The organism is Glaciecola sp. 1036, from assembly GCF_050306235.1.
Taxonomy (GTDB): Bacteria; Pseudomonadota; Gammaproteobacteria; order Enterobacterales; family Alteromonadaceae; genus Glaciecola.
This window is the reverse complement of the sequence record NZ_JBLWFH010000006.1, coordinates 265,044-291,868: the sequence shown is the minus strand read 5'-3', so window position 1 is coordinate 291,868 and position 26,825 is coordinate 265,044. Positions and strand designations below refer to the sequence as shown.

Sequence of the window (26,825 nt, the reverse complement as noted above, 5' to 3'; positions counted from 1 at the left end):
TGGCGGAGTGGACGGGACTCGAACCCGCGACCCCCGGCGTGACAGGCCGGTATTCTAACCAACTGAACTACCACTCCGCATGTCAAAATCGTCACTTCGGTGTTCAATCCGAAGTGCGGCGCAGATAATACGGTTCTGATCTGCTCTAGTCAACTTGTTTTTTTACAGTTTGGTGAACTTGGCGAATTATTGTCCAAACTTAGGCATTTTCAGCGGTTGTTTGCTCTTTTTTTCCAAATTTAAAGCTGATTTTTCCGAGTTTATTTTTCATTCGTTGCAGAATTGGATTGTCTGGGTTACGACGCTTATCAACAATAAAAAATATGATTACCCCCCCCACTAGCATCAGTGAAAAATTAATTATTAATCCAATCACAAGAAAATTTGGTTCTTCTTCGATTTCTTTTTCCACAACAGCTAATTCGCCTTCTGTTTCAGAGCCTTCTGCTTCGACAGGTTCGGGAGGTGGCGGTGGCGCTATAGTTTCAAAACTATATTCAGGCAACGTTAGCACTAAGTCTCTGCCTGTCATACTTTGCGCAAATACCGTCATGTTAATTCTATAGGTACCATAATCTGTGTTTTCAATATCAATAACTTTCTTTCCATCGGTCATTTCAGTGACTGAAAATCGTGAGATTTCACCCGTTGGATGTTTGACATTACCGTCAATAAGCAAAGTCGCCATGCTGATGGCTTCAGGATCGCCATCTACGGTCAGTTGATGAAATCCTGTTTCAGTTTCATTGGCAACATGAGAAACAAACAAAGGACTCTTTTGTAAAACGATTTTATTTAAGACCTTTTCTCTTGAATACAAAGGTGTTCGCACTGAAATAATAGGCTGCCATTCACCTGGCGCTATTTGTAGATTAAATTGTCCAGTAAAAACACCGTCACTGTTTTTTTCATCATACCCCATGCCATTATCTTCAAAGCGCGCAACATTGCGACTTCCTAGGCCAAAGTTTTCATAATTTGGATTGTTAGTGCTAGCGAAATCCACCGATAAGATAACCACATCTTTGAATTCGCTTAAATCAATGCTTTGTCCGCCATTACTTAATCTGGCGGTCATTTTAAGCGTTTCTCCGGAGAAAATAAGCTTAGGAATTGGATCCGTTTCTAACTGAATATCAGCAATAACCATGACCCGACTTTCAGGCAGAATGCGCCCTACGGCTTGCCATGGACCTGGCATCGGATTTTTCAACGCGATCATGTCGTATGTATCTGTTTCATACCAGGTGTAACTGTCATCGACACTATCGTTATCTAAATATAACTTTGAACCATCAGGGCGCACTAATACCACAGGGGCTGAGCCATAATCACGGAAAAACACTAAGGTAACTTCGGCAACATCGCTGTCGATTCTAAACCTGTTATTTAAAAGTGGGATACTATTGTGATATTGACTATCGATAGGCGTTACTTTTCGTAACACCTCTTCTGCGGATAAATCGTCTTGATTTGCCCATAACGGCGCCACGCCTGTGCTGGCAAACAACCAAACACAAGCGCACAAATAGGAAATGTATTTATGGGTTATCGCTACGCCAAATAACCTTGCTAGAACTTTTTTCAATGCTATCTAAATATGCTTCATGTATAGCTAGTTCATCGGCAGAAGCAGGCAAAACCTTTAAGTTTGGACGGTAAGAAAGTTTGGTTATTTTGGCTTCTTGTTGATGCCCATCGGATGATTCATCGTCAGATAATCCTAATTTGCGTTGGCCCCCTGTCATAAACAAGTAAACTTCGGCGAGAATCTCACTATCCATCAATGCGCCGTGATACGTCCTATGACTATTATCAACATGATAGGCTTTACAAAGTGCATCTAGGCTATTCTTTTTACCCGGGCGAATTTGGCGAGCTAATTCTAACGTATCCAATACCGAACAAATGTCATTGGTAAGGGGGAGATTTCTGCCACAGAGTCTAAACTCATGATCCATAAAGCCTACGTCAAACGCGGCGTTATGAATGACTAGTTCAGCGCCTTCAATAAAAGCGATAAATTCGTCTGCTATGGCGTTAAATTTAGGCTTATCTTCTAAAAATTCATTGGTTATACCGTGAACCTGAATCGCCTCCTCTTCAACTTCCCTATCGGGATTTATGTATTGGTGATAGGTGTTACCGGTTAATTTTCGGTCAATCAGTTCAACGCAACCAATTTCAATGATCCTGTGGCCATCAGCGGGGTCTATGCCGGTTGTTTCGGTATCTAGTACTATTTGTCTCATAGTTTTTTATTGTTGTGAGTTTTTATCAAAGTATACTCTTATGAGAATTTAAAAAAACCGCTTGTTGAGAAAGAAATTAAATAAATGAAAAAAGTTGTTATGTATACCGATGGATCATGTTTGGGGAATCCAGGTCCTGGCGGCTTTGGCGCATTACTCGAATATAAAGGTACTGAAAAGTCAATTGCCAAAGGGTTTAAATTAACCACCAATAATCGCATGGAGTTGCTAGCAGTCATTGAAGGTTTAAACGCATTAAAATCGCCCTGCCATGTTACTTTGTATACCGACAGCCAATACGTTAAAAACGGCATTCAAAAATGGATTCACAACTGGAAAAAACGCGACTGGCGCACAGCCGATAAGAAAAAAGTCAAAAATGAAGACCTGTGGAAAAAATTGGATCTAGTAGCCAATAAACACCAGATAGATTGGCGATGGGTTAAGGGGCATTCAGGCAACCCAGGCAACGAAAAAGTGGATACCTTGGCAAGAGACGCTGCAAGCGCAAGTAATCTGCTAGAAGACAAAGGTTACCAGCCAACTTAACGGGAATTTCTTGGCCAGATTGATAAATAAAGTCTGGCCTAATCTGTGTCTATTTGACTAAAGTGATGTAATTCTCTTAACAGCCAATCTTTGCTTTTAATTCGAGAGTTTGAATCACATTGCACCCAATAAAATTTTCCTGACATCTTGCTTTTAGTTGCGGCATATTTCACAAAATCTTCCGCAGTAACAATATCATCTTTGTAGTAATCATATTTTTTCTTAATATGTTCAACCGCCTCTGCACCCGTATGGATTTTGCCATTTCGTTCATACTTACAATTAGTATTTTCTACAAAAGATAATAGGTGATTTATTTCGTCTAAACTGTCTGTGTTCGCTATCGCTGATATGCTAAAAAGAGAAATCAATAACGAAAATAAGTACTTTTTCACAGAATTTTCCTATTTTTAAACACTGTCTTCTCTAAATAATTCTTTAAGCATGGGTTGAGGGTTATTTGAAAAAGCTCTAGTTATTTCATAATGTTCGGTTTCTTCATACTTGACTGGTTCAATACCATTCGAGCTTACTTGGTATATTTTTGCATTTGGGTAAGCCATTAGAATGGGAGAATGTGTAGCAATTATGAATTGAGATTGCAGTTCAATTAATTGATACATCCTACTTAACACAGCTAATTGCCGTGATGGAGACAACGCAGCTTCCGGTTCATCTAAAATGTATAGCCCATTCCCGCCAAACCTATTAACCATAAGTGCAAGAAAGGACTCGCCGTGAGATTGATGATGCAAAGACTTTCCTCCATAAGAGTCTTTCAGCATAGGTGTTTTAGAAAACCCTTCATCCATCTCATCTATATTAGTTGCGACATTGTAAAAACTTTCGGCTCGTAGGAAAAAGCCGTCTTTATACCTTTTAAACGATTTTGAAAGCAATAGGTATTCAAATAAATCAGAATGCGTTTTTCGTGTTTGGAAATTAAAGTTTTTGGACCCACCCTCTGCGTTAAATCCCATTGCTACAGCAATTGCTTCTAAAAGAGTTGATTTACCCGAGCCATTTTCACCAACAAGAATCGTGACCTCTTTGGAAAAATCTATTTCATAAAGCTCTCGTACCGCAGGTATAGAGAATAGATAAGCGTCAAAAGAGAAGATTTTTTCTCGTTTGAGTTTTACTTTTTGTAAATACGGTAATGCATCCATTCGTTATTTTCCTAACGTTGAAACTATTTAAGTAATTCTCTATTTCTTTATTAAATGAGTACAGTGAAACTTGCCACTTCAAACACCTAAGAACGTTTAGTAGATTTCCTAAATGAAGTGGTTAAAACCGCTTAACTAATCTTTAGATACAACAACATCATTTAATAATTTTGGCGTCATCACCAAGGGATCTATATACCTATAAAATAGACTTTGTGCCTGTTGACGAACTTTTGGTTCATTATCTTGAAAGCCGTAAAATTTGAGCATTGCCATAAGTTGCTGATGAGTTAATTTTGTCGTTAATACACCTGATTCAATACATTTCAAAAAAGGCATTAAACTTTTCCCTGCACCTGCTATAGCAGCTTGCCTATGTAACTCACAAGCATTAATTGATGGTAATTCAGGCTTGTCATTTATAGCTTCTGCTACCAAGGCTTGCCAATGCATGGAGTTTTTATCACCATTTTCGACGGCCTGTTTAAAATACTTCCTGGCTTGGTCAAAATTTTCATTTTGATAGGCGTTAACCCCTAAAAATTGGTTTGCCGCCCAAAAACCTTGTTGAGCAGATGCCGCTATTAACTTTTGAATTTCCTGCTCTTCAGGATTAATTGCTGATCGTTTATCCTGTTTGAGAGTTAATGCCATAGCCAAATTAAACTGCGCTATTGAATTCTCTTGCTTAACCAGTGCCTTTAGAATTTCCTCAGCTTTATCAAAATCTTTTGGTACACCAATCCCTTCTATGTAACCCGTTGCTTGAAGTAATTGTGCTCTTATCTCAGCAGACCCATTTATTTTGTCTAAAGCCTTAAATTCAAACTCACTAAGATATTGCCGCAAAATTTTACTTGTTGGATTATCTGCAGTCGCAAAATTCTCAATTGAATTCAAATAATCATCAGGGGTGTGTGCCGCAATAGAAACGAAGGGTTTTGGTTTGGATGACGAGAAAAATCTTTCATACCAAGGAGCATTGATGTCACACACATTTTGACCTAAATGATTCACCAACATAGGTGCTTGTCTGACATCTTCATCAGTTACTATCAGTAAATTTGGATCTATGATGCCAGAGCACAGGTTTTGTCTGACATTGTCATCAACTAACCAACCCACACTCCAAAATAATAACCCACCAAAATTATCTACGATCATGATATCTTGATCGTCATCAAACAAAGCGCCAGATGTAAAATATCTTAAATTGTGTTTGCGCGCCAAGCACACCAAACTGCTGATAGAACAAATAACTAGCTTTTGTTCTCCTTGCGGAATCATATACATAACGCGATCATCGTTAAGAAAAGCCGTTTTTTCCGACGAACCAAAACGCCAACCATCTGGCTGTAATTGATTTTCATTTAGGTCAAATATGCCATATTCGGCATGCAAAACCAGGGTGTTATTGTTAGAACCCTGAATCAAAGCGAGCTTACCATTTGGCGAATAGGTTATGTAGTCGATAGTCCAAAAACGTTCATTTACAGCATCAATATTGACGGGATCACCATCGGGTAGATGAAATAGCTTTGCCCCCTTTCTTGGCCCACCTACAAATAAGTATTGTGAAGATGGGGTAAACGATAGGAGTTTGACGTTGCTAGCTGAATCAAGCTTAAACGTATTGAGTAAATTGCGATTTGCCAGCGACCAAAGCCTAACTTGACCATCTTCGGTGCCCGCAGCTATAAACTTACCATCTGGACTTACGGCTACTTTAGTGTAGGGTATGGTTTCAGGATCTGAAGACGTTAACAGTGCTATATTTTCCCCATCAATAGTATAAACGCCACCTTTGGTCGCTACCGCCATCACAACTTTGTCCGTGTTAGCTTTTGCAATATCAATTACTTCTGGAATATGCTCAATAGTAGAAAGTTTTTTATCACCAATGATGGGAACCTCAATTATTTCACCGTTATTTACGATAAATCGCACATTGTTTTTGTCGTCGGTAAAATACCCATCAAGAATTTTAAATTGCGAACGCATATGAGTTGGCAAGGTAAACAATGATTTAGATTCAAAAGGTTGAATGAGTCTTTCAGGCACTGATGTTTTTACCGGTAACCCCATAACACCAATGGAACCTTCATTTAATGCCAGTACAGCTGACCTATTATGATTGAATTGTAAGCTTTTAATAAATCCATTCACCATACCATTCAGTGGTGCTTTATGGACCAGATTATCGTAACCCTTTATGTCCCACACCATAACATTACCGTCACTGCCGTGTGATATAAGCTTGTCTTGAGCATTGGTGAGAATTAGCTTGTTCAGGCCCTGTCCGTTATGGGCTTGAATTTTAAGTAAAGGCTTATCATTGGACATTTTACTGTAAAGCCGAATGACGCCATTTTCAGACCCAATCAACACAGATTCATTACTTCCGGTATGACTCAACAGCGCTGGGACGTTGCCATCAGCAAAATCAACCTGCCAATGTTTAACCTTATTACCTGAGGTAAATTCATAAAAATGTAGCTCTTTGTCCTTGGATACAATGCCGGCCAAACCGCCCCTATCGTTAGCTTCTAATCCCAAAAAATTATAAATATCATCGACAGAAGTTTCTAATTTCCTTTCGCCACTGGGCAAATCAACATAGGCTATTTTATAAGCGTATTCGCTATATTCGTTACCCAAGCGTTCATGAATCATTAAGCCCTTGCCTGAAGGTGGTAAAGAAAAAGTGCTTATTGAAGAAGCATCTCCACCCAATGTAAGAAGATCCTTTTTTTCAACCACATCACGAATTCTTAGGGACTGTTTTGATCCATACTCTTTTAAGATGGGCAACACTGCAATATTTGTCGACCAAGGAACCCAAGCAACGTCCATACTACTAAATTTAGGGTTTGATAAGCGGTCAACTAATTTACCCGTTGCCAGCTCCCAAACTTGATATGAGCTCCAACCTCGAATTAACAAATATTGCCCGTTGTCGGAAAAGGAAGTCGTTAGAATTGTTTGCCCTATTGATGGCGTTTTAAAAATAACTTTACGTGCATCTAAATCTAAGATGTAAGTAACACCTTCGTCATCAAATAGACCTAACCAATTTCTCGTCGGGTGCCAGGTGACGCCCCGAATTTTCGCGCTTAATCCATGAGTAATGCGTTCAATTATTTTAAAATCGTTAAGATCAACTATCAGTATGTCGCCTTGTACGTCGAGCTCTACCATGGCGAGTTTGGTCCGTCCATGGCTTAGCGCAACATTCCCAATGAGTCTATCAGGACTATTTAATTGCATCGCATCCGGCATGCTATGCAAGGTTTTAACAAGTTCATCTTGAGACTTATTTGTTACTGGATCGAGTATTCCTTCTCTTGTGGCCACAACGCCAAACCTAAGCGCTCTATCGTATTGCCCTTTATCTTCATCATTGCCACTATCTACAGCAGCATTTTGTAACTCAGCCATTTGGCCAAAAAACTGAGCCTTATCACCATTAAACAAGCGAGTTTGGTAAGCCAAAATCACGGCATAAATCATTAGCACGGAAAATACTAATAAAGCCCAACCTATTAATTGTTTAGTTTTTCTGCGCTGTTCGCGTCGCCATAAATCGTCAAAGTCAATTTTTAACAGGCCAGCAGCCAAGCGCGTACAAGCCCTGCTTTTACCATCTTTCAGTAAATCAATGGCGAGTGGCTCAATGGGCATAATGCCCTCTTCTTCTTCATAAGCACGTAAGCTTGGTGGAAAACACTCGCTATTGGGGTCCGTAGAGTTGGGTTCACCAGAAACAATTATTGCGAAAATATTGTCTGCTCTACCGGTTTCTCTAAAGTGCCTAATTTCAGCATCCACCCACTCAGATTTTGCTGAATTAGGAGAACAAATGACTATTAAATTTTCTGAATTTATTAAGGCTTCTTTAAGTGCTGATGCAAGATCCGATGACGCTGACATTTCATCATCATCGCGGAAAAATTTGCCTAATCGTCTATTGCTTTGGATTTGAATAAGAGCGCCAGCAGGCACTCGGTATGACTCAAGCCAACTATGAATTTTTGCAGCCCAACGTTTATCCTTTTGCGAATAACTGATAAAAGCTTTATATTTCTTCTGCGGGTTTTCCATAATCAGTACTTCATTCCAATTAAAACGGTTGAGCTTATTTTAAAGTGTTAACCAATGGCTAATTACTCTCTAGCCTTCAAATAGCTGAATGTCGGCAAATTCTATTCGCCAACAGGCGGCTCCCAAAGTTCTACTTTGTTTCCTTCAGGGTCCATAAACCAACCGAATTTTCCGAATTCAGATTCGTCGGTTTCGTCTAATACATTGCAGCCTTCTGCGCGCAGCGCGCTCAATAATTGATTCAGATCCGCAACTCGATAGTTCACCATAAAAGAGGATTCACTAGGTGCAAAGTTCTCACCTTTACCAACCATCCACGCGGTTGAGCCAGCGTAGGGCTTGCCTTCACTATCAACCCATTTAAAGAATGTTCCACCCCAAACTTGTACATCAATGCCAAGATGCGTTTTATACCAATTTTGCAATACTTCGGGCGCTTTAGCTTTAATAAAAACGCCTCCTATTCCAGTTACTCTGGTCATGCCTTATTTCCTTATGTAATTAACTTTGGTTGAGGTTTGTTCAGGTAAACTTCACTTTCCATGTTGTTAACTTCAAATATTTGACGAGGAACTGTTGATAAACAAACGACCAACTTTTAAATTTACACGCTTAATTCAGATTTACAACTACCTAAAGTTTAATTTATGGACAATTTTATCCGTCATTTTAATGCTTACTAAATCACTTGTTACCAATTAGCGTAATCAACCCCTTAGCGAGTGTATGACGCCAGGCCAAATGAGAATGCCCACCTTTATATTCGTAATATTCAACTTTGTAGCCTTTAAGCTGAAGAATGTCCTTCAAGCGACGATTTGTTCCTACTGCGGCCAAACCAAGATCATACAAGCCAACATCGAGATAAAACTGGATATTTTGAGTTGGAGCATCTTTATAACCAGGAATTAAAACACCTTCAAATTCCGGATAAATAGGCCAATTCGACTTGTCAGACTTGGTGTAATAAAAGGAACCAGATTGAGAAAGCACGGAACCGATAAGTTCTGAGTGACGTAGCGCAGTGTATGCAGCGGTAAACCCTGCTCGGCTTGGCCCTGAAAGCACAATATGTTTATTGTCAGATGAAACGTTGAAATTACTTTTTGCCCATGGCAAAACCTCAAGGGCGATAAAATCTGCCATTCTATCATCAATCAGATCTTTTGAGCGATTACCTTGATTGTGAACAAACACTGCAATAGTGGGTGTAATTTTATCCTCATTGATCAGGTTATCTAAAATAGTTGGTAATGGCGTCCAACCTCGCCAAGCTGGAGCTTGTTCTGCATCTGCTGAAAAGTTTTGTCCATCCAATTGAATAACTAAGTTATGGGCATGCGCTGGGTTATAGTTAGCGGGCAAATACACTTCAAGCTTGCGCTTTTCATCCATGTATTCACTCTCGATGATGACCTCCTTAATAATCCCTTTGGCCACATTCTTATGATTAACGATATAGTTAGATAAAGGTGCTTGTGGCCCTATTACCGTTCCATCGTAAATATGCGCCATATCGGTTTGGTATAGTTGTTCCGTTCCTTCCACTTTTTTGCGTTTAAATTCATTTACGCCATAAGTGAAAAAGGCATCAGTTGGAATTTTTTGGACACAAAAATAAATGTCAGTGTTACCTATTTGTTTGAACCTCAAGCCATAAAAGTCAGGACCACCTGATTGCATAATGTAGTCGGTATCCTCACTCCCCTTGGCAAAATACGTCACGGTGGCTGTATTAGGAGCATCACTACTGACCTCGATAAGGTGTTTTTGATCAAGTGTGTTGTAAAATCTTAGTGCTGCATTGGGATCGTTTTGATGGTCCTGCCAAAGTTTATATAGGATCTGTGTTGGATACTCTGTTTTTGCGATTTTAATTTGCTCGGGAGTTGCGGCTTTGGCACTGAAATAAGTAAAACTTAGCGCTAAGAAGAATAAAATAACGATTTGCTTCATTTATAAGACTCGCCTTTTTTTAATTGATACAACATAGTTTCACATTTCTCGAAGTGATTTGATAATGCGAACGTTATCAAAAGGTGCTTGAGTGGTACTTGGCGACAGCCATATTGCTTGTATGCCAATTGCTAGCGCTGGAACAATATCTTTTTCATAGCTATCCCCCACCATGAAAACGCATTCGGGTGTAACATTGAGTTTATCTAATATGCTTCGCAAGAATTCCGGTGAACCTTTTGAGATGCCTAGATTAGCCTTACAAAAGTAGCCGCTAATAAAGCGGTCTAAGCCTACGCGTTCAAACGCTGCTTTGATGTCAGACTCTGATGATTCAGCCGCGCCAGTAGCAATATAAATTTTGTCATCTGACGACAAGCGTTGCAGTAACTCTTTTGCACCCTCTACCGCTTGAACTGTTTCCCAATCGCACATCTTTCCTTTGCCGTTTGGGAAATCAACCATTAGGGTGTCCCCCCAATCAAAAAGATAAACTTTCATTTCGTATTACATTCCTTTGTAACGCATCAAACCTATAGTATTTACAGGTTAAAGTTCTTAGCATTTATCCATTTTAACTACGTCAACGGGTATTTGTAACCATTGTTCGTATTGTTCAAATACGTGTGCAGTGTAAGGCTGTTGATAATGCAACGTCAGTGCATTTTCATCTTGCCACTGTTCATATAAAAAGAGTTTACCCTCTTCACTATTTTCATGTAGTTCGAACTGAATACATCCCGGCTCATCTCTGGTTTGATCAAGAATACCTAAAATAGCTTGTTTAGCATTTTCGAAGAATTGTTTTTTCGGCGTTATCGTTGCAAATACAAACATAAAAGTCCTTTGAATTATTTTAATCATCAATTACAACGACCGGTCAATGAGCTAATTTATTGTAAAAAACTAATTGAAAATCTATTCGCTGATTACAAATTTATATAGCGCGGCACTTTAGACTTTAACAAACGCACGAGTTCTAGTTGCATGCGCTCGTAGTTATCTGGAATCGAACCATATAATAATCATTGCGCCCCGATGCTGTCATTCGCCCCGCCACCAAACGAAGGTTTACTGGGTTTATTATTGTCATCATCATCTTGGCTTTTGATAAGTAGCCAAATTCCAATTGCGCCTAACAATGGAATTAACCAGACAAGTAATATTTGCAGTATTTTTTGTATTTGTTCTAAATCATCCCTTCGTATTAAAAGGACACTGACATAGAGATTTAATATGGTGAAAAAACCAATTACGACCCAATAAATCAACATCAATCAACTTCCTTGATTTGTCTACAGCACTATTACATAGGAACAAGTACTTAACTTTTTGGCGTTAATTTTCCAAATTCCCTATGGAAGCCCTAATTAAAGGCTCCCATCCATCATCGTTTCCTTAATCCACTTTTGAATAGGAAGTTCTGGCGAAATTTTCAATGACACCATATCTATTCGTTTGAGAAGCAGTTTATATGAGTTTTCTGAGGGTACAATTATAAATTAGTAGCGGTATGAAATACCGCAATGCATTGTCCCTTGGCTTAAAACACTAATTTAAGCGGAGCTGGCCGCTCTTACCAATTTTCGTCTTTAGGCTTTTGGTATGTAAACTTTCTACTTTTTAAGCATCCTACTAATTCTCTCCCAGGACCGTTTAGCATTTTCGATATCCTTTTGTGTTGGCATTGGAATTGGATTTTCTGGGTCCTCAAATTTTTTACGCATCAAAGTAAACTCCTCCAAGCCCAGATACATAGGGTCTAAATCGTTATAAATCCGCCCAATCTCGTGTTGCAACTCAAAATTACTGCTAAGCAATTCTTTCAGCATTGGAGTGTACAATTTCCTATCTTTGATCTCAGTAAGGAGACCTAGAACTCTAGATAAGTTCTCAATAGCCGTCAAATTACGGGCAACTTGTTCCAACATCCGTACTGCAATTTCCTTCTCCAAACTACCTCCTTGTTATGCAACATTAGTCCAGTCTCTGCCTGACGTAGGTGACGGCAAAGGCTTGTTATCAGTTTTGTAGAGGGCTATTGTATCTTCTATAACTAAGCAAAGTTCGTCAAAAACCTTTCTCTGATCATCTCCATGACAACCAGCAAGCATTCGTCCGGGACTAGAACCCACATAGCAATTGTCATCTTCTGACCATTCGACAATTTTTATATATCTATCCGAATCTTTCATTTTTTTGACTCCTCGATAGCGCGCTTATGCTCAAACTAACTAGTTAACATTACAGCATTCTTACCAGAGTTTGTGGACACTCTTTATGATGTACAGAGAATTTTTAATGCTCTTAAGCCCAACTCTATGCGTCATTTACTAAATTTGCTCCGCAAAACGGACAATAATTTATTGAAATCACGCTGTGGTAAGTGACTTGCCCTACGTAGTCAGCCTCTCCCAATTTCACTTCTTCTTCCACCGCATAATGAATACCGTGTATTTGCCATATATTAAGAGGTTCATCATTGGCTTTAACACAGTGAATTATGCGATCAAATTTAGGGAACTCATTCTCAACGCAAGTATGTTCGCGATCATATTCACTGTCGCTTGCTTCACCTAATTCAACTAAATCCATAAGTTCTATTCGCTCATTTATTCAAAATAAATTATAAACAGATAGTAGCCATATTATTGTGGCCTATCTGAGGAGGTCTGAAAATCCGTAAAATCCTCTTTTAATCTATTGAGTTGACTTTCCTATGCGGCTTCGTTTTCATAATGTATTTTCGTGGATTCTTAATTTCCACCACTTTTCCTCTTATGGACTCTAGAGGTAGCGTTCCCCAGTAGCGACTATCATTACTTTGGTTTCGGTTATCTCCTAACAGAAAATAGTGATTTTTTGGAATAACTACAGGTCCATAATCCATTTTTATTTTATCAAACTCATAAGGTTCATCTAAGTTTTGTCCATCTATCAAGATTACTCCATTTTTAATTTCTATAGTTTCCTCAACCCAATAATTCTTTTAGCTTGAAATAAATTGTTACTGGGAACTATATGGCCAACGATACCAAACCTCTGAATACGGTTGGTATCATAATAGTCTTCTTCAATTTTGATCTTGCCTCCAGACATAATCGTAGGTTCCATCGAAAATGTAGGCACTTCATACCAATCAAAACAACCACTAATAAGAAGTATTAAAAAAAGTATACTGGATTTCTTCATAATAACCTTGTTAGCCCCTCAAACGAGTGTGGAATGTAATAATTCATTTAGCTTGTCCATTTCGGCAATTCTTTGTGTTTTAGGGGAAGATCAGACAGAGAAATAAGAGCAATTAGTATTTTTTTCATTTGAATACATCCATTTAATCTTGTGGAAAGGGTTTAACGCCGCAAACGCCGATGGCGAAACCAATGCAGAGCGGATGTTTTGGCATCCGAGTGATTTGCCTTGTTTTACGCTTCCTGATATTGTGACAACATTATACGCATAACTTATACGCATTAACTGTTAGGAGCAAGCCATAATGCCTCAGCTTTATGATTTAAAAGCCCCCAAGAAACCAACAAACTTGAGTATAAACAGTGATTTACTAACTAAAGCTCGGAAAAATAAAATCAACCTTTCCGCAACTCTCGAACGCGCATTGGTCCATCAACTACGCCAAACTGAGCGCGAAAATTGGAAAAACGAAAACCGAGATGCCATTGAGGCGTTAAATGAGTTAACAGAAAAACATGGCCTTTTCTCTGACTCTTTCCGTGAGTTCTAATGAGTCAGTTTACGGTTTACTTAAACAAAGATAAGGCTACAAAGAAAACTTACCCTTATTTTTTGAATGTACAAAACGATTTACTCGACGAACTCAATTCAAGAGTTGTAATACCTTTTTCCTCACCAGGTTCAATAAAGCATAGAGATGCAAAAAAACTCTGCCCGATAATACAAATCAAGGGAAAAGATTATGTCCTTTTAACCCATCAAATAACAACTGTACCAGAATCATTTTTATCCTCAAAAGTAGATAATGTTAATGCTTTCAGATTTGAAGTAATTTCAGCAATCGATCTATTATTTACCGGCATATAACACCACAATAATGAGTTAGCAGAGTATGGTGTGACATTTGCGAATGCAAGTGGCATGGCATGCACTTATAATCTCCATTAATTGATTTGGTACCATAGTCGCTTGTTAGGTTGTATGCTTACTTAGCCCTATGAACTTGCCAAGTTGAATACCAAATAACCAGACAATAATTAAAACGACTATCTGAAAGATGATTAAGAAAAATCCTCCATATAGATAGCTTAAATACAAATCGCCATCGATAACTCCTGATATCAAGAATGAAAGCATCCACGTGGTATTTATAATCAATGCAATAACAGCTCTGGGATTCGGAAACATGCCTTTGAACAATAATAGAAAATATACAAAAAAGATTGCGGGAGTAGTAACGTTAGAAATGTAAATTAATTCGGTTCCCATTTTTCGTAACCTAATGCTTCAATAATGTCCTGCCCTGATAATCTCGATTAATTGACTTAACACCATAGTCACTTGTTATGTTCTGGCATTCAAAAACTCCTGTAAAAATGGCTCAATTACTTCATCAATCTTTTTTAACTCTTTTTTGGGGATGTGATTGAAGCTCTGTGTTTGAGAGACTCTACCTAAAACTGCCAATTCTCTGAGAAATTCCTTCGCTATTTCCTGCCTAGTAAACCCCCTAGACAATATATTTATATCTAATAGTGCGGCGTGTCCAAAAACAGGTCTGTCGAATCGTGACTTATTAAAATGAGTAGAGCTAAGGACTATTTTATTCACATTTCGATACCAGTGCTCAGGCACGAGCCCCAGAATATATTTTACGTCCTTAATGCTGAGTGAGTGATAAGGCTCGGTATTTAACTTAGCTTTAATTACTTTCAAGTTAACCCCTGAAGAACATAACGCTTCAACAATTATTTAGCAGGGTAAAGCAAGCGGGCATTTTGCGCGTCCTTGCGACAAAAGAGAGCGAATTTGACCCGTTTATTAGAAGCCATTTTTTGCATATGCTCTATCCCAGATTTCTTCAATGTACTCTTTGTTGCCATATTTCCTTATCTGTTTCGCAGACATGCTGGGAGTTAGACTATGAAACCATTCAACACCCTTGGTCGCCACTTCGGATGCTATTGTTTGGAGAATGCAACTTGGATCTTCTTCTCCATAATTTATATTCGCCGTATCGTAATGCCCCAAGTTACAGCTTCGGTATTTGTATACAATTTTCTTTTTAAACACCCCCCTTTGAAAGTTATCCAATTTCAAAGGATTTGCTTTGAATGGATACAAAGCAGGATGATCAACAAATTCAGTTATTTCTCTTTCTTCCAAATCAGGCAGAAATTCTTGCCGGACAACTAATAGATACTTGACCTGCTGAGTGATGTTAGACCATTTATCTTTAACTCTTAACAAGGCTAGACAATTGCCATTTTCTCTCAAATAAATGTGATCACCCTTCATTTGAAATCCGATTGCCGCTAATGGCTCAAATAACAGGTCTTGTACAAGCTCACGGTATTCTACAATATTCATATTGGCTTCTAACGCCTGCATTTACGGCAGTTTGTAGGTGTTAAAATCTGCGAAAATTGAACGAAGCGAAAAGCAGATTTTAAAAAGTGCAAAATGTCCGAAGGAGCGACAGCGAATGATAAAATTCCCTTGTTAGGGGCCATACGCTGTCTTCCTTCTAATGATAGGGACCACATATGATTTTGAGCTTGGCTCTTCGGAAGGGTGCCCAGTAAAGCTAATATGATAATCCAGCCTTAAATTACCAACTGTATCACAGATATCCCTAATGCTTTTTTCACCAGAAGCTGTCAAATCATGAACCATGAAGGAATCAGTAGAACAGATACAGTCAGGTGAAACTGCGACATCTTTAAACATCCATGGCTCCTCATTTGGAAAAGTTAGGTAGCACCTAATATCTTTCAAATAAGCCGTCAAAGAAAAGGATTCGGTTGACTCGATCAAAAGGTGACTCCTTAGGCGAATCGAAACTTTTCCATTCTTTTTCCGGTATTGCCTTACAGTGGTATCAGATAAACTAAGCATTCGATAAAGAGCCCCTAACAGCTTATTAGCAAACATCTTGCATATACACAAAGCAACTGCAAGTTCATCGCCAATATCCTTTTAGCCTAAATCATTGTTATACATCATTTAATTTTGCGTGGTCAACTTTAGTTTAGGTTTATTAGGGCTCGATTTCGCGAGTCTGTATTTAGCGGGTTTTCCCTCTAGGTAAACTAATTACTCTTAACTATCTGATTTCAATGAATAATAGCTTGAGTATATAGTGAGTAAAAAGTCTGCTTTTTTGTTTTATAGCGAGCCTATAATCGAAAGCTATTAAAACTTTTAAATCGACTATTATTGGTTATTAAAAATATCGGATTAATTGCGGGGAAAAATATTAACCTAGCTGAATATTAAGGAATAAAAGTAAAATAAGAGAGAGCAAATAAAACTAAGCTCACGGTGGAATGATACTGACCTGTGAGCCCATTTTAATAGTTTGATACTAGAACAAACTATTTCATTTCGTTAATTTCTACGCCAATTAAGCAAGTCTCGTCCTCACCGTCTTCGCAACGCACAACCTTTGCTTTTGCTTCAAGAGATGGGATCTGATCATTGTTTGATTCAATGGTAATATCTAACAATGCGCCGAGTTCTACTGTAGGTAGATCTAATTCCAAAGACATGCCTGTCGCACTAATATCGCGGCACACTGCCGACAAACTAGACACCGAAGGTTGATCTAACAATTTTACTTCACAAGGCGAGTTAACCATCATGCGATAAAAATTGCGTTTATCATCATACCCTAACATCGAGTTACCTCTTTATTTTTATATTCGCGTTAAACTTTATAGAGACATGCTCCTACTCTGTCAACTGCAATTTGTTAACAAAATTGAAACATTTCATCGTTAATTACACAAACTACTAATATTCTTCGAGTTTATTTTTTATTCTTTTCAATGATATTGGAAATTTGGTGCCTAATTGCTGGGCAAATAGGGACACCTTATATTCTTCAAGCATTTCCCGCGCTTCGTGCAATATTACGTTTGAAGCGCTGACTTTGCTTAAAGCTTTCTCCTTATCGAGTATAGCACTTTCTGCCTTATCTACCTCAAGTTGATTTAATCTATCACGACTTGGATCAACTTTTAGCTTTTCGGCCCTTTGTTTTAGCGCTTGTAGATATCGATTCCAGTCGTTTAACCGGCCTTGACAAAAATCCAAGACAAAGCCCTTATACACTAACTTTTCTACGTTATCTTTTATGTGCGCAATGCTATTAATCAGGTTTAAAGGAATATTGCCTTTACACAAAGATTGAATTTTATGCGCAGTTGACAGCCCGTCTTCAATGCCCGTTGCCACTTCTAAGGCTTTGTCGTTCAAATGCATTCGACAATGTTCTCGCATTTGCTCATATACTTGCTTAGTTCTAGCCTGATCCAACGGTTGAATTTCTTCGCATAACAAATATAAAGCCGCCAGGATTATATCGTCGATAAGCACTGATACATGGCCGAAGGGCGTGTAATATAAGCTAAGCTTGGTTTTGTTTGGCAATTTTTGTTGTAAGAACTTCACAGGCGATGGAATGTTGTTTTTTATCAGGTGTAAAACACCTTCTTTATGGGACTCTTGCGCAGCTCTTTCGCTGTCGAACAAGACTAAATCGACACTTTTATTGTTAACCTTTAACGCTGGATAACCTGTGATTTCAAAGCCCGCTTGCTTTCGTTTGTACACTGCCGGAATATCTTTAATGCTCCAGTCAGTTAAGCTACTTTGTTCTATGTTGTCAGTAGCTGCCACTTTTTCTAAGGTATGTTTGAGTTTATGTTGAAATTGTTTTTTCAATTCAACAAGGGATTTTGCAGAGCCCAAAATCTTGCCTTTTTCATCAATTGCAGCAAAGTTAAAGCGCAAATGAGAAGGCAATTGCGTGCTATCAAAGTCCTCCCCTGTTACCTTGGTGCCTGTCATCCTAAATAATTTTAGTGCTAAAGCGTCCACTAAGGCGACATCTTGCCCATTTTTATCTTTAGGGGAAATTTCACCCGCACAAGCATCGGCAAAATTTGGGGCAGGCACAAAACTGCGGCGTAAGGCTTTTGGTAGAGTTTTAATGTACTGCACAATCAACTCATGACGCATGCCCGGCACTAGCCAATCAAATCCTACATCTTTTACTTGATTGAGAATGGTAACAGGTACATGCAAGCACACACCGTCTATCGCTTCATTTGGTTCAAAATGATACGACAGTTTTAAAGTCAATCCATCTTGATGCCATACGTTTGGATAAGCACCTTCGGTGATTTCCTCGGCGGATTTTTTGAGTAAACTTTCATAAGAAAAATGCAATAACTCTGGTGACTTTTGTGATTTTATTCGCCACCACTTTTTAAAAGTTGCTTCATTTACAACGTCATGAGGAATGATATTGTCATAGAATTGACAAAGGGTTTCTTCGTCAACCAAGATATCTCGCCGGCGTGCTTTCTTTTCGAGTAATTCAACCGCTTCAATTTGTGCTTGGTTATGGGTTAAGAAGGCATATTTAAGTTTGGTATGACCGTAAACCAAGCCTTCTCGAATCATCAACTCTCTAGAAATCACCGGATCTATTTTGGAATATTCCACAAGTCGACGATTAACAATGGGTAACCCTAATAGAGTAACGGTTAAATAGGCTTTGGTCGCCCCTGCATCTTTACTCCAATGGGGTTCTGAATAAGACTTTTTGCTCAGGTGTTCACTGATAGACTCTAACCATGCCACATCAATTTTAGCCACTTGGCGGGCATACAATTTAGAAGTTTCCACTAATTCTGTGGCCATTAACCATTTAGGCTGCTGTTTAAATACACCAGAACCGGGGAAAATCATGAAGTTGGTATTGCGACAACCTAAATATTGTTTGTTTTTGTCTTTCATACCAATCTGCGAGAGCAAGCCTACAGCCACACTGCGATGCACAGCTTCATAATCAGCCGGTTGCTGATTTAATCTTAAATTAACCGCCACCAGAGTTTGCTTGATTTGGCTAACAATGTCTTGCCATTCTCGCATGCGCTGATAATGGATAAAGTTTTGTTTACACCATTTTCTTACTTGGTTGTTACTGGTGGTTTTTTGTTGTTCTTTAAACCCTAACCACAGATTTTGTAGACTGGATAAATCTGAATCTTTGTCGACAAATTGCGCGTGGGCTAGATCCGCCTTTTGTTGTTTATCCGTTGGGCGTTCTCTAGGGTCTTGTACGCTCAAGCCCGCAGCGATTATTGCGATTTCAGACACCGCATCGTATTTTTCAGATTCAATAAGCATACGTGCATAGCGCGGATCTAAGGGTAATTTCGCCATCCGCTGACCTATGGCCGTTAATTGTAATTGCCGTCCTTTGTGTGCCACAGCATTAAGTTCTTCGAGTAATTTAATGCCATCGTTTATTTGTCGTTGATCCGGTGGCTGAACAAACGGAAAGCGCTCAATTTCACCTAAACCTAAGGATAACATTTGCAGGATAACGCTTGATAAGTGAGTGCGTAAAATTTCAGGATCAGTGAATGCAGGTCTAGCGTTAAAATCGTCCTCAGAATACAGACGTATGGCAATACCATTAGATTGACGTCCACAACGACCAGAGCGCTGGTTAGCAGAGGCTTGTGAAATTGCTTCAATGGGTAAGCGTTGAATTTTACTTCTTGCACTGTATCTGGAAATTCTTGCTTCACCGGTATCTATAACATATTTGATACCAGGCACTGTTAAGGATGTTTCAGCCACATTGGTAGATAAAATAATATGTCGCTGGTTATGAGGTGCAAAAATACGCTGTTGTTCAGCGCTCGAAAGTCTGGCGTATAACGGCAATATCTGGGTGTTTCTATATTGACGTTTTCTAAGTGCGTCTTCTGTATCTCTGATATCACGTTCACCGGATAGAAATATCAAAATATCGCCCAGAGGTTCACGCATTAACTCATCAACGGCCTTAATGATCATGCTTTGTTGATCATTGTCGTCTTCTTCCACAGGATCATGGTAGCGAATTTCAACGGGATAAGTTCGACCGCTTACCTCGATAATAGGGGCATTGTTAAAGTGCTTCGCAAATCGCTCAGGATCTATGGTTGCTGAAGTAATAATCACTTTAAGATCAGGGCGTTTCGGCAATAAACGTTTTAAATAACCAATAAGAAAATCAATGTTTAAGCTTCTTTCATGGGCCTCATCTATGATGATGGTGTCATAAGCGTTTAGAAATCGATCTTGTTGAATTTCAGCAAGTAAGATCCCGTCGGTCATCAATTTAATGTAGGAGTTATCCCCGACTTGATCATTAAATCTAACTTTATACCCGACTTTTTCACCCAATTGCGTGTTTAACTCATCCGCAATGCGATCGGCAACGCTTCGTGCGGCTAGACGCCTTGGTTGGGTGTGCCCGATGTAGCCAGTGGTTCCCCGCCCTAACTCTAAACACATCTTTGGAATTTGAGTTGTTTTACCAGAGCCAGTTTCCCCTGCAATGATCACCACTTGATTGTCTTGAATCAGTTTTTGAATTTCTTCTCGGCGATTTGACACAGGAAGATCCGGATATTCTATATCCGGAATCAATTCTTGCTTGTTAGTAACTTTTGATTGGCTTTCTTGAATATCTAGCAGTAGTTTTTCAAGTGCCTCTTGTTCAATGTTTTTTTGCTGGCTTAGGGTTTGAAATCGTTTTTGAAACTTAAATCTATCTTTTACTCGGCATTTTTCTAATGCCTTTTTAATATTAAAATCTATCATTTATAAATGGCTACTACTCGTTTACCTTGCCCATCTATACTGGCTCTGTACATACCTGAAGTGTTAAATGGCATTGCCACATTTCCTTTAGCATCAAGCGCGATTATACCACCATCGCCGCCTACTGCTTTTAATTCTACGTTGATTACTTGGTTAGCCGCATCTTGTAGCGATAAATGTTGATATTTCATGCGCGCACAAATGTCAGACGCTACGTTATAGCGGATAAAAAATTCACCATGACCAGTAGCTGAAACACCACAAGAAGCGTTATCTGCAAAAGTTCCTGCTCCTATGATTGGAGAATCGCCCACTCGACCATAACGCTTAGCTGTCATGCCCCCTGTAGATGTACCTGCGACTATATTTCCTTGGGCATCCAATACAACAGCACCTACAGTGCCAAAGCGCATATCTGCACCCAATTTATCAACACCTATACTGGAAAGTTTATCTATGCGTTGCTTGGCTTTTTGCAAGGCGTCGAAACGACGCTGCGTATCAAACATTGTGTTATCTATTTTAGCTAATCCGTGCTCATGGGCAAAGGATTCAGCACCTTGTCCTGACAGCATCACATGAACAGATTTTTCCATCACTAAACGCGCAGCTAAAATGGGATTTTGAATGGTTTTCACGCCAGCAACAGCGCCGGCTTGACGCTCCTTTCCGTGCATTATGGAAGCATCTAGCTCATGTTCACCTTCATAGGTATACACAGCGCCAACGCCAGCGTTAAACAGAGGTGAGTTTTCTAAAATAGTAATGGTTGCAACTACTGCATCCAATCCTTCACCCTTGTCTTTTAACACCGCATAGCCTGCATCTAACGCCTGATTAAGTTTAGCGTAATAAGCGGCTTCAACTTCTTTGGTCATTTTATCTGGCGAAATAGTGCCAGCCCCGCCATGTAAAACTATGGCAATGGGTTGATTAGAATAAGCATTAAAACATACGAATAGAGCGGTAACGCAAATCGCGATTGAACGAAAAATAGCCTTCATAATACCCCCTAGTGAGAAAGGCTATACACTAAGGGGTTTTTGAATTAATGTCTATTGTCTTACACAAGTATAAGCTTTATCTTCTCGCCGCTATGGTTTGCCACTTACTAAGTTCAAGTTGCGGCACTGTGGACGACAATACATTGTGTTTGAAAGCGTCGAAGTCATCATATTCAAATTCAGTGTTCCCCTTGAGCTCATTGTACACTAATCTCAATTGCCGCATTGAGAAGAAAGGCGTAACTATGCTGCCATACCGGCCATTATCAAGGGAATCTGAGGTATAAAAGTCTTGTGTTTCTAACATGGTAATACCCTCATATAATAACTGCTTCTTTTTTCCTGAGAAATTATATTACTCTGAAAATCGTCTCGTTTATTATTCTAAAGTAGCATTAAAAATATAAAAATAATTACTATTTTTTCATTGCATTTTTCGATCTCAGGCCAGTTATCGCTTAGGCTAGGCTGTCAAAAGATTGACACTTTTTGCATATTTCAAATTGATATATAAATAACTTTTTATATTCCTTTGTAGGTTTATTAAAAAACTTACTAAATCGACAATTTAAGGGCTGGTAGAATGTGATCTATCATTTGAACTTAAAGGTCCGAAACGTTAGACTCCAAGCTGTTGAAATATAACGAGTCGCCATATGTCGCAAACTATTCTTTGGCATGATTACGAAACTTGGGGTACAAATCCTCAGTTGGATTTCCCCGCACAATTTGCTGCCATTAGGACAGATCTTAATTTAGAGGTTATTGGTAAACCCAGTAATTTCTTCTGCCAAATTCCAAATGATTACCTTCCCCACCCTGAAGCCTGCTTAGTAACGGGTATTACGCCGCAATTGAGCTTACAAAAAGGCTACATTGAAATGCAGTTTGCACAAAAAATTTATCAGGAAATGACAGTACCCAATACCTGTGTAGCCGGCTACAACAGTTTAAAATTTGATGATGAAGTCACTCGACATCTGTTATACCGCAATTTCTATCCTGTCTACGATAGAGAATACGCCCAAGGAAATTCTAGATGGGACATTATCGATCTAGTTAGAGCAGCCTATGCGTTAAGACCGGAAGGTATTGAATGGTGCTATTACGACGACGGCAAACCTTGTTTTAAACTTGACCAATTGAGTGTGGCAAATAACATTACCCATGCTAATGCACATGACGCACTTAGCGACGTTTATGCCACCATAGGAATGGCCAAAATTATTAAAGAGGTTCAACCCAAACTTTACGACTATTATTGGCAATGTCGGGACAAACATCAGGTCGCTTCCCATATCAATTTAGGCAGTTTTAAAAGTTTGGTATATATATCTGGATTTACCTCAGCAAATCAAGGTTGCTGTAGCATAATTTTGCCAATCGCTCAGCATCCAAGTAATCAAAATTCGGTCATTTGTGTTGACTTAACCAAACCTATAGATGGCTTGCTACCGTGCAATGCCGAGCAACTACAAGACTTGTTGTATAATTCACAAAGCAACAATCGACCTGGGGTTAACCTGGTTAAAATAAACCAGTGCCCTTTTGTTGCTCCTATGAATGTTTTATCTTCTACAAGAGCAGAAGAACTCGGCATTGATTTGAGTTTGTGTGAGTCAAGGAGACAGCAATTGGTGAATAATCCACAAGTGATGGAATTTCTCATGAGTTTCTTTGCCAATAAAGACTATACATCTGAAGACAGCAATGTGGATGCAATGCTTTATTCTAGAGGATTTCCATCCCCTGCCGATAAATTATGGATGATGAAAGTTAGACAGGCCGACCCAATGGAATTGGGTGCTTTAAGTGCACAAACAGATTCGTCATTAAATAAAAGACAATTATTTAAGTATCAAGGACGAAACTTTCCGTCGTCTTTTGATGACCAAATGCAACAACAGTGGCAACACTATCGTGTTGACAGGCTACAAAACGGAGATGGCTGCCTCTCTTTGCAAGCTTATGGTGAGAGAATTTATGAGTTGGCGCAGCAAAATAGCTCGAACGAAAGACATCTGGCTATTTTGAAACAACTGGAAAACTATTTAGCAACGATTTAACGCTGATAGGAGATGATGTGAAAGGCATAACATTTAGCACAATTAATGATAACAAAGAACTTCAGGCGACAGTTGATCCTTTGTTATGTGATGCTGATCTCTCCCCTACTATGTTCATTGATTTCATCAAGTCGTCTGAATTTTCAGATTTTAAAGTTCGCGCCCTTGAACTAGATGATCTCATCAATGCAATTTCAAATGCAAAAGATGAAGGTAATCTAGATACGATTAAAGGAGTCATTGGCGAGTTTAATACCACACCATACACAATTACCGTAGCTGAAGATAAAATGTCGGCTAAATTAGCGCTGACAAAACCACAGAGCGGTAATCTTCCTAGTGTAGACAAACTGGTTGACGCTTTTCATAACCAAGGCGTGAAACGCGGTATAAGTAAAAAATCTATTCTCCAATTATTAAATAAAGTCGCCGAAGATAAACCTGGCGTAGAGCATGCTGCCAATGTAGCCATGGGTCTGCCTCCTAGGCACGGCAAAAACTCTCGACTTTTTCCATTAGTACCTAATGCTATCGATCGGGTGTTACAACCTCAGTTTAAGCAGGGCGATAAAGTCGATATGCGCAACCTTGGTGAAATTATCTGTGTACAAGCAGGACAACCGATAGCTAAACGCTTACCACCGAGTAAAGGCCGAAACGGTTTTAATATTCACGGTGATATTGTGAAGCCCGATGAAGGTAAATGGATCGATATAAAACTAGGTCCCAATACCCAATTAGACGAACAAAATGAAAATTTAATTATTGCGGCAGTTTCTGGACAGCCGAAATTCATCGATGAGCAAATGTCTATTGATGATACCTTTGTTACCAAAGGGGTGAATGTAAAAACTGGCAATATCAATTTTGATGGCGCGGTAATCGTCAATGGTGACGTCACTGAGCAAATGCAAATCATATCTAAAGGTGATATTACCATTAATGGTTTTGTTGAATCAGCGCTTATTCGCGCTGGCGGTGACATTATCATTACACAAGGTGCTACCGGGAAAATGGATATTACTGACTGCCAAATCTATGCTAACGGCAGTGTTTTTATTCAACATGGCCAAGGTTTAGACATTATTGCCGGCAAAGACATTAACGTTGGACGTCAATTAGCCTATTCTCGAGTGAAATGCCAAGGCAAAATAACCGTTGGCAATCCAGATCATCCAAACGGTAGTTTATTTGCTTCAAAAATTAATGCATATAGTACCATTCGCGCAGGCATCGTAGGTGCGGTTTCAGGTTCAGCACTAGAAATCGATTTTAGCGAAGGATTTAACCGTTTACATGACCGCTTAGAATCTGTGCATGAATTACATACTGAATTGCGCAAAACCAATGCTGATCATGTTATTCACGCAAGTGCAATTCGCCCTAAAGTGATTCCAGTAAAATTATGGGATCGCATGAAGCTACTTGAAGACGCGCTCGAAAAAGAAAAAGAGCTTTTAGAGTGGTTAGATAAAATGGAAACAGAACTCAGAGAAAAGTTAGCGCAATACGAAACAGATGCTCGAGTACTTGCCTTTCAAGAACTTTATCCTGGGGTATTTGTTAAGCTGAATAAGAAAAATTGGAAAGCCGAAAAAGAATACTTAAAATCTCGGATCTTTTTGAAGAATGGAAAGTGGGAATACGAACCTATTATTTAGATTCGAATTCCCAATCCAAATCAAGTTACAGCATTTCTAGTGCTAATGCAGTGCCCTCACCGCCACCAATACAAAGCGCAGCAACACCTTTTTTCTTACCTTGTTGTTTCAAGGCATGTAATAAGGTAACAACAATACGCGCACCAGATGCACCTATTGGATGACCTAAAGCACAAGCGCCACCTTTGATGTTGACCTTAGCAGGATCTAATCCTAATTTTTTAATACCCAGCATGGTAACCATAGCAAAGGCTTCATTGATTTCGAATAAATCAACGTCATCTACTGACCAACCAGCTTTAGACAGCGCTTTTTCTATTGCGCCTACTGGCGCTACGGTGAAATCTTCAGGTTTTATAGCATTGGTCGCATGACTTACAATGCGTGCCATGGGCGTTAAACCTTTTTCTTTAGCTTTCGATTCAGACATAACAAGAAGCGCAGCAGCACCATCGGAAATAGAGCTAGAATTAGCGGCAGTTACTGTACCGTCTTTTTTAAACGCTGGTCGTAACTGAGGAATTTTATCAACGCGCGCACTGCCGGGGCCTTCATCGGTGTCTACCACGACGTCACCTTTTCTTGAAGATACAGTAACAGGGACAATTTCATCAGCAAATGCGCCACTATCAATAGCTGCTTGTGCCTTGGTCAACGAACTTATAGCAAATTCATCCATATCTTCTCTGGTCAGGCTTTCACCGTCAGCCGTAGCTTGAGCAAAACATCCCATAGCTTGACCGTCATAAGCGTTTTCCAGCCCATCGAGCATCATATGGTCAAACATCTGTCCATGCCCCATACGATAACCAGCTCTGGCTTTCGGTAACAAATAAGGTGCACCAGACATACTTTCCATACCACCGGCAATTACAGCTTCAGCGCTTCCAGCTTTAATTAAATCATGAGCAAGCATAATGGCTTTCATACCACTTCCACAGACTTTATTGATGGTCGTTGCCCCAACAGCAAGCGGTAAACCTGCACCTAAGGTTGCTTGACGCGCTGGCGCTTGTTTTAAACCAGCTGGCAGTACGCAGCCCATAATGACTTCATCAATACTGTCTTGTAAGTTGTCTGATAATACAGCTGATATTGCGGTTGCCCCCAATTCCGGTGAAGGAACGCTAGACAAACCTCCCATAAAACCGCCCATTGGAGTTCGTTTAGCCGCTACGATAACTACTGAATCACTCATGGTATT

Annotated in this window: 27 protein-coding genes and 1 tRNA gene; 5 read left to right on the top strand and 23 right to left on the bottom strand. The window is 39.3% G+C overall.

What is annotated here, in order from left to right:
* From ACNKW3_RS11345 to dnaQ, 3 genes are all read right to left on the bottom strand, one after another.
* A tRNA-Asp gene (locus tag ACNKW3_RS11345) sits at positions 1-77 on the bottom strand.
* Between the two features lie 122 nt (positions 78-199).
* Positions 200-1,588, bottom strand: coding sequence for a TIGR03503 family protein (locus ACNKW3_RS11340; protein WP_427399410.1), 1,389 nt, complete (start codon positions 1,586-1,588; stop codon positions 200-202).
* Positions 1,542-2,252, bottom strand: coding sequence for a DNA polymerase III subunit epsilon (dnaQ, locus tag ACNKW3_RS11335; protein ID WP_427399409.1), 711 nt, complete (start codon positions 2,250-2,252; stop codon positions 1,542-1,544). The genes ACNKW3_RS11340 and dnaQ overlap by 47 nt, the downstream gene beginning before the upstream one ends.
* An 84-nt stretch (positions 2,253-2,336) precedes the next feature.
* Between dnaQ and rnhA the strand changes: the two genes are divergently transcribed.
* A complete protein-coding gene (gene rnhA / locus ACNKW3_RS11330) occupies positions 2,337-2,801 on the top strand; it encodes a ribonuclease HI (RefSeq protein WP_427399408.1) in 465 nt (154 codons plus the stop codon).
* Between the two features lie 38 nt (positions 2,802-2,839).
* Here rnhA and ACNKW3_RS11325 read toward each other — a convergent pair whose 3' ends face one another.
* The 13 genes from ACNKW3_RS11325 to ACNKW3_RS11265 form a co-directional block, all read right to left on the bottom strand.
* Positions 2,840-3,196 carry a DUF5329 family protein gene (locus ACNKW3_RS11325; protein ID WP_427399407.1) on the bottom strand — a complete coding sequence of 119 codons (357 nt, stop codon included), beginning with the start codon at positions 3,194-3,196 and terminating at the stop codon, positions 2,840-2,842.
* A gap of 15 nt (positions 3,197-3,211) precedes the next feature.
* Entirely contained in the window at positions 3,212-3,970 is a 759-nt protein-coding gene (locus ACNKW3_RS11320) for an AAA family ATPase (protein WP_427399406.1), read from the bottom strand.
* A gap of 135 nt (positions 3,971-4,105) precedes the next feature.
* Positions 4,106-8,071: a TIR domain-containing protein gene (locus ACNKW3_RS11315; RefSeq protein ID WP_427399405.1), complete on the bottom strand. Its 3,966-nt coding sequence runs from the start codon at positions 8,069-8,071 to the stop codon at positions 4,106-4,108.
* 101 nt (positions 8,072-8,172) lie between these two features.
* Positions 8,173-8,553 (bottom strand): VOC family protein, encoded by a 381-nt coding sequence (locus ACNKW3_RS11310; protein ID WP_427399404.1) that lies wholly within the window; start codon positions 8,551-8,553, stop codon positions 8,173-8,175.
* A gap of 202 nt (positions 8,554-8,755) precedes the next feature.
* Positions 8,756-10,027, bottom strand: a complete 1,272-nt coding sequence (locus ACNKW3_RS11305; RefSeq protein ID WP_427399403.1) for an alpha/beta hydrolase — start codon at positions 10,025-10,027, stop codon at positions 8,756-8,758.
* A 39-nt stretch (positions 10,028-10,066) separates the two neighbouring features.
* Entirely contained in the window at positions 10,067-10,528 is a 462-nt protein-coding gene (locus tag ACNKW3_RS11300) for an HAD family hydrolase (protein WP_427399402.1), read from the bottom strand.
* A 57-nt stretch (positions 10,529-10,585) separates the two neighbouring features.
* Positions 10,586-10,864: a putative quinol monooxygenase gene (locus ACNKW3_RS11295; RefSeq protein WP_427399401.1), complete on the bottom strand. Its 279-nt coding sequence runs from the start codon at positions 10,862-10,864 to the stop codon at positions 10,586-10,588.
* 188 nt (positions 10,865-11,052) lie between these two features.
* On the bottom strand, positions 11,053-11,301 hold the full coding sequence (locus ACNKW3_RS11290; RefSeq protein ID WP_427399400.1) for a hypothetical protein: 249 nt from the start codon (positions 11,299-11,301) through the stop codon (positions 11,053-11,055).
* A 342-nt stretch (positions 11,302-11,643) separates the two neighbouring features.
* Positions 11,644-11,958 (bottom strand): hypothetical protein, encoded by a 315-nt coding sequence (locus ACNKW3_RS11285; protein WP_427399399.1) that lies wholly within the window; start codon positions 11,956-11,958, stop codon positions 11,644-11,646.
* Between the two features lie 36 nt (positions 11,959-11,994).
* A complete protein-coding gene (locus tag ACNKW3_RS11280; protein WP_427399398.1) occupies positions 11,995-12,222 on the bottom strand; it encodes a hypothetical protein in 228 nt (75 codons plus the stop codon).
* Positions 12,223-12,346: 124 nt separating this feature from the next.
* Entirely contained in the window at positions 12,347-12,622 is a 276-nt protein-coding gene (locus ACNKW3_RS11275; RefSeq protein WP_427399397.1) for a hypothetical protein, read from the bottom strand.
* Between the two features lie 100 nt (positions 12,623-12,722).
* A complete protein-coding gene (lepB, locus tag ACNKW3_RS11270) occupies positions 12,723-12,986 on the bottom strand; it encodes a signal peptidase I (protein ID WP_427399415.1) in 264 nt (87 codons plus the stop codon).
* Positions 12,987-12,988: 2 nt separating this feature from the next.
* The gene (locus tag ACNKW3_RS11265; protein WP_427399396.1) at positions 12,989-13,219 is read right to left on the bottom strand and encodes a S26 family signal peptidase; all 231 of its coding nucleotides are present in this window, start codon (positions 13,217-13,219) and stop codon (positions 12,989-12,991) included.
* Between the two features lie 304 nt (positions 13,220-13,523).
* Between ACNKW3_RS11265 and ACNKW3_RS11260 the strand changes: the two genes are divergently transcribed.
* Entirely contained in the window at positions 13,524-13,769 is a 246-nt protein-coding gene (locus ACNKW3_RS11260) for a type II toxin-antitoxin system CcdA family antitoxin (RefSeq protein WP_427399395.1), read from the top strand.
* Positions 13,769-14,086 carry a CcdB family protein gene (locus ACNKW3_RS11255; RefSeq protein ID WP_427399394.1) on the top strand — a complete coding sequence of 106 codons (318 nt, stop codon included), beginning with the start codon at positions 13,769-13,771 and terminating at the stop codon, positions 14,084-14,086. Before ACNKW3_RS11260 ends, ACNKW3_RS11255 begins: the two co-directional genes overlap by 1 nt.
* Before the next feature lie 477 nt (positions 14,087-14,563).
* On the opposite strand, the gene ACNKW3_RS11250 is transcribed toward ACNKW3_RS11255, so the two are convergent.
* The 6 genes from ACNKW3_RS11250 to ACNKW3_RS11225 all read right to left on the bottom strand — a co-directional run bounded on the left by ACNKW3_RS11250 (position 14,564) and on the right by ACNKW3_RS11225 (position 22,201).
* Entirely contained in the window at positions 14,564-14,935 is a 372-nt protein-coding gene (locus ACNKW3_RS11250; RefSeq protein ID WP_427399393.1) for a hypothetical protein, read from the bottom strand.
* Between the two features lie 105 nt (positions 14,936-15,040).
* Positions 15,041-15,589 carry a hypothetical protein gene (locus ACNKW3_RS11245; protein ID WP_427399392.1) on the bottom strand — a complete coding sequence of 183 codons (549 nt, stop codon included), beginning with the start codon at positions 15,587-15,589 and terminating at the stop codon, positions 15,041-15,043.
* A 1,007-nt stretch (positions 15,590-16,596) separates the two neighbouring features.
* The gene (locus tag ACNKW3_RS11240; protein ID WP_427399391.1) at positions 16,597-16,899 is read right to left on the bottom strand and encodes a PilZ domain-containing protein; all 303 of its coding nucleotides are present in this window, start codon (positions 16,897-16,899) and stop codon (positions 16,597-16,599) included.
* A gap of 115 nt (positions 16,900-17,014) precedes the next feature.
* Complete coding sequence (gene hrpA, locus ACNKW3_RS11235) at positions 17,015-20,890, bottom strand: ATP-dependent RNA helicase HrpA (protein WP_427399390.1); 3,876 nt, start codon at positions 20,888-20,890, stop codon at positions 17,015-17,017.
* The gene (locus tag ACNKW3_RS11230; RefSeq protein ID WP_427399389.1) at positions 20,887-21,894 is read right to left on the bottom strand and encodes an isoaspartyl peptidase/L-asparaginase family protein; all 1,008 of its coding nucleotides are present in this window, start codon (positions 21,892-21,894) and stop codon (positions 20,887-20,889) included. The genes hrpA and ACNKW3_RS11230 overlap by 4 nt, the downstream gene beginning before the upstream one ends.
* A 76-nt stretch (positions 21,895-21,970) precedes the next feature.
* Positions 21,971-22,201, bottom strand: coding sequence for a hypothetical protein (locus ACNKW3_RS11225; RefSeq protein ID WP_427399388.1), 231 nt, complete (start codon positions 22,199-22,201; stop codon positions 21,971-21,973).
* A gap of 349 nt (positions 22,202-22,550) precedes the next feature.
* On the opposite strand from ACNKW3_RS11225, the gene sbcB reads away from it, so the two are divergent.
* Both sbcB and ACNKW3_RS11215 read left to right on the top strand, forming a co-directional pair.
* Positions 22,551-23,960 carry an exodeoxyribonuclease I gene (gene sbcB, locus ACNKW3_RS11220; protein WP_427399387.1) on the top strand — a complete coding sequence of 470 codons (1,410 nt, stop codon included), beginning with the start codon at positions 22,551-22,553 and terminating at the stop codon, positions 23,958-23,960.
* 17 nt (positions 23,961-23,977) lie between these two features.
* The gene (locus ACNKW3_RS11215; RefSeq protein ID WP_427399386.1) at positions 23,978-25,621 is read left to right on the top strand and encodes a DUF342 domain-containing protein; all 1,644 of its coding nucleotides are present in this window, start codon (positions 23,978-23,980) and stop codon (positions 25,619-25,621) included.
* A 25-nt stretch (positions 25,622-25,646) separates the two neighbouring features.
* Here ACNKW3_RS11215 and ACNKW3_RS11210 read toward each other — a convergent pair whose 3' ends face one another.
* Positions 25,647-26,819: a thiolase family protein gene (locus tag ACNKW3_RS11210; protein WP_427399385.1), complete on the bottom strand. Its 1,173-nt coding sequence runs from the start codon at positions 26,817-26,819 to the stop codon at positions 25,647-25,649.
* Between the last annotated feature and the right edge of the window lie 6 nt (positions 26,820-26,825).

Coding starts and splice junctions, on each gene's coding strand:
- dnaQ (WP_427399409.1), bottom strand. CDS start 2,252: ATGAGACAAATAGTACTAGATACCGAAACAACCGGCATAGACCCCGCT.
- rnhA (WP_427399408.1), top strand. CDS start 2,337: ATGAAAAAAGTTGTTATGTATACCGATGGATCATGTTTGGGGAATCCA.
- ACNKW3_RS11320 (WP_427399406.1), bottom strand. CDS start 3,970: ATGGATGCATTACCGTATTTACAAAAAGTAAAACTCAAACGAGAAAAA.
- ACNKW3_RS11315 (WP_427399405.1), bottom strand. CDS start 8,071: ATGGAAAACCCGCAGAAGAAATATAAAGCTTTTATCAGTTATTCGCAA.
- ACNKW3_RS11310 (WP_427399404.1), bottom strand. CDS start 8,553: ATGACCAGAGTAACTGGAATAGGAGGCGTTTTTATTAAAGCTAAAGCG.
- ACNKW3_RS11305 (WP_427399403.1), bottom strand. CDS start 10,027: ATGAAGCAAATCGTTATTTTATTCTTCTTAGCGCTAAGTTTTACTTAT.
- ACNKW3_RS11300 (WP_427399402.1), bottom strand. CDS start 10,528: ATGAAAGTTTATCTTTTTGATTGGGGGGACACCCTAATGGTTGATTTC.
- ACNKW3_RS11295 (WP_427399401.1), bottom strand. CDS start 10,864: ATGTTTGTATTTGCAACGATAACGCCGAAAAAACAATTCTTCGAAAAT.
- ACNKW3_RS11290 (WP_427399400.1), bottom strand. CDS start 11,301: ATGTTGATTTATTGGGTCGTAATTGGTTTTTTCACCATATTAAATCTC.
- ACNKW3_RS11285 (WP_427399399.1), bottom strand. CDS start 11,958: ATGTTGGAACAAGTTGCCCGTAATTTGACGGCTATTGAGAACTTATCT.
- ACNKW3_RS11280 (WP_427399398.1), bottom strand. CDS start 12,222: ATGAAAGATTCGGATAGATATATAAAAATTGTCGAATGGTCAGAAGAT.
- ACNKW3_RS11275 (WP_427399397.1), bottom strand. CDS start 12,622: ATGGATTTAGTTGAATTAGGTGAAGCAAGCGACAGTGAATATGATCGC.
- ACNKW3_RS11265 (WP_427399396.1), bottom strand. CDS start 13,219: ATGAAGAAATCCAGTATACTTTTTTTAATACTTCTTATTAGTGGTTGT.
- ACNKW3_RS11260 (WP_427399395.1), top strand. CDS start 13,524: ATGCCTCAGCTTTATGATTTAAAAGCCCCCAAGAAACCAACAAACTTG.
- ACNKW3_RS11255 (WP_427399394.1), top strand. CDS start 13,769: ATGAGTCAGTTTACGGTTTACTTAAACAAAGATAAGGCTACAAAGAAA.
- ACNKW3_RS11245 (WP_427399392.1), bottom strand. CDS start 15,589: ATGAATATTGTAGAATACCGTGAGCTTGTACAAGACCTGTTATTTGAG.
- ACNKW3_RS11240 (WP_427399391.1), bottom strand. CDS start 16,899: ATGTTAGGGTATGATGATAAACGCAATTTTTATCGCATGATGGTTAAC.
- hrpA (WP_427399390.1), bottom strand. CDS start 20,890: ATGATAGATTTTAATATTAAAAAGGCATTAGAAAAATGCCGAGTAAAA.
- ACNKW3_RS11230 (WP_427399389.1), bottom strand. CDS start 21,894: ATGAAGGCTATTTTTCGTTCAATCGCGATTTGCGTTACCGCTCTATTC.
- ACNKW3_RS11225 (WP_427399388.1), bottom strand. CDS start 22,201: ATGTTAGAAACACAAGACTTTTATACCTCAGATTCCCTTGATAATGGC.
- sbcB (WP_427399387.1), top strand. CDS start 22,551: ATGTCGCAAACTATTCTTTGGCATGATTACGAAACTTGGGGTACAAAT.
- ACNKW3_RS11210 (WP_427399385.1), bottom strand. CDS start 26,819: ATGAGTGATTCAGTAGTTATCGTAGCGGCTAAACGAACTCCAATGGGC.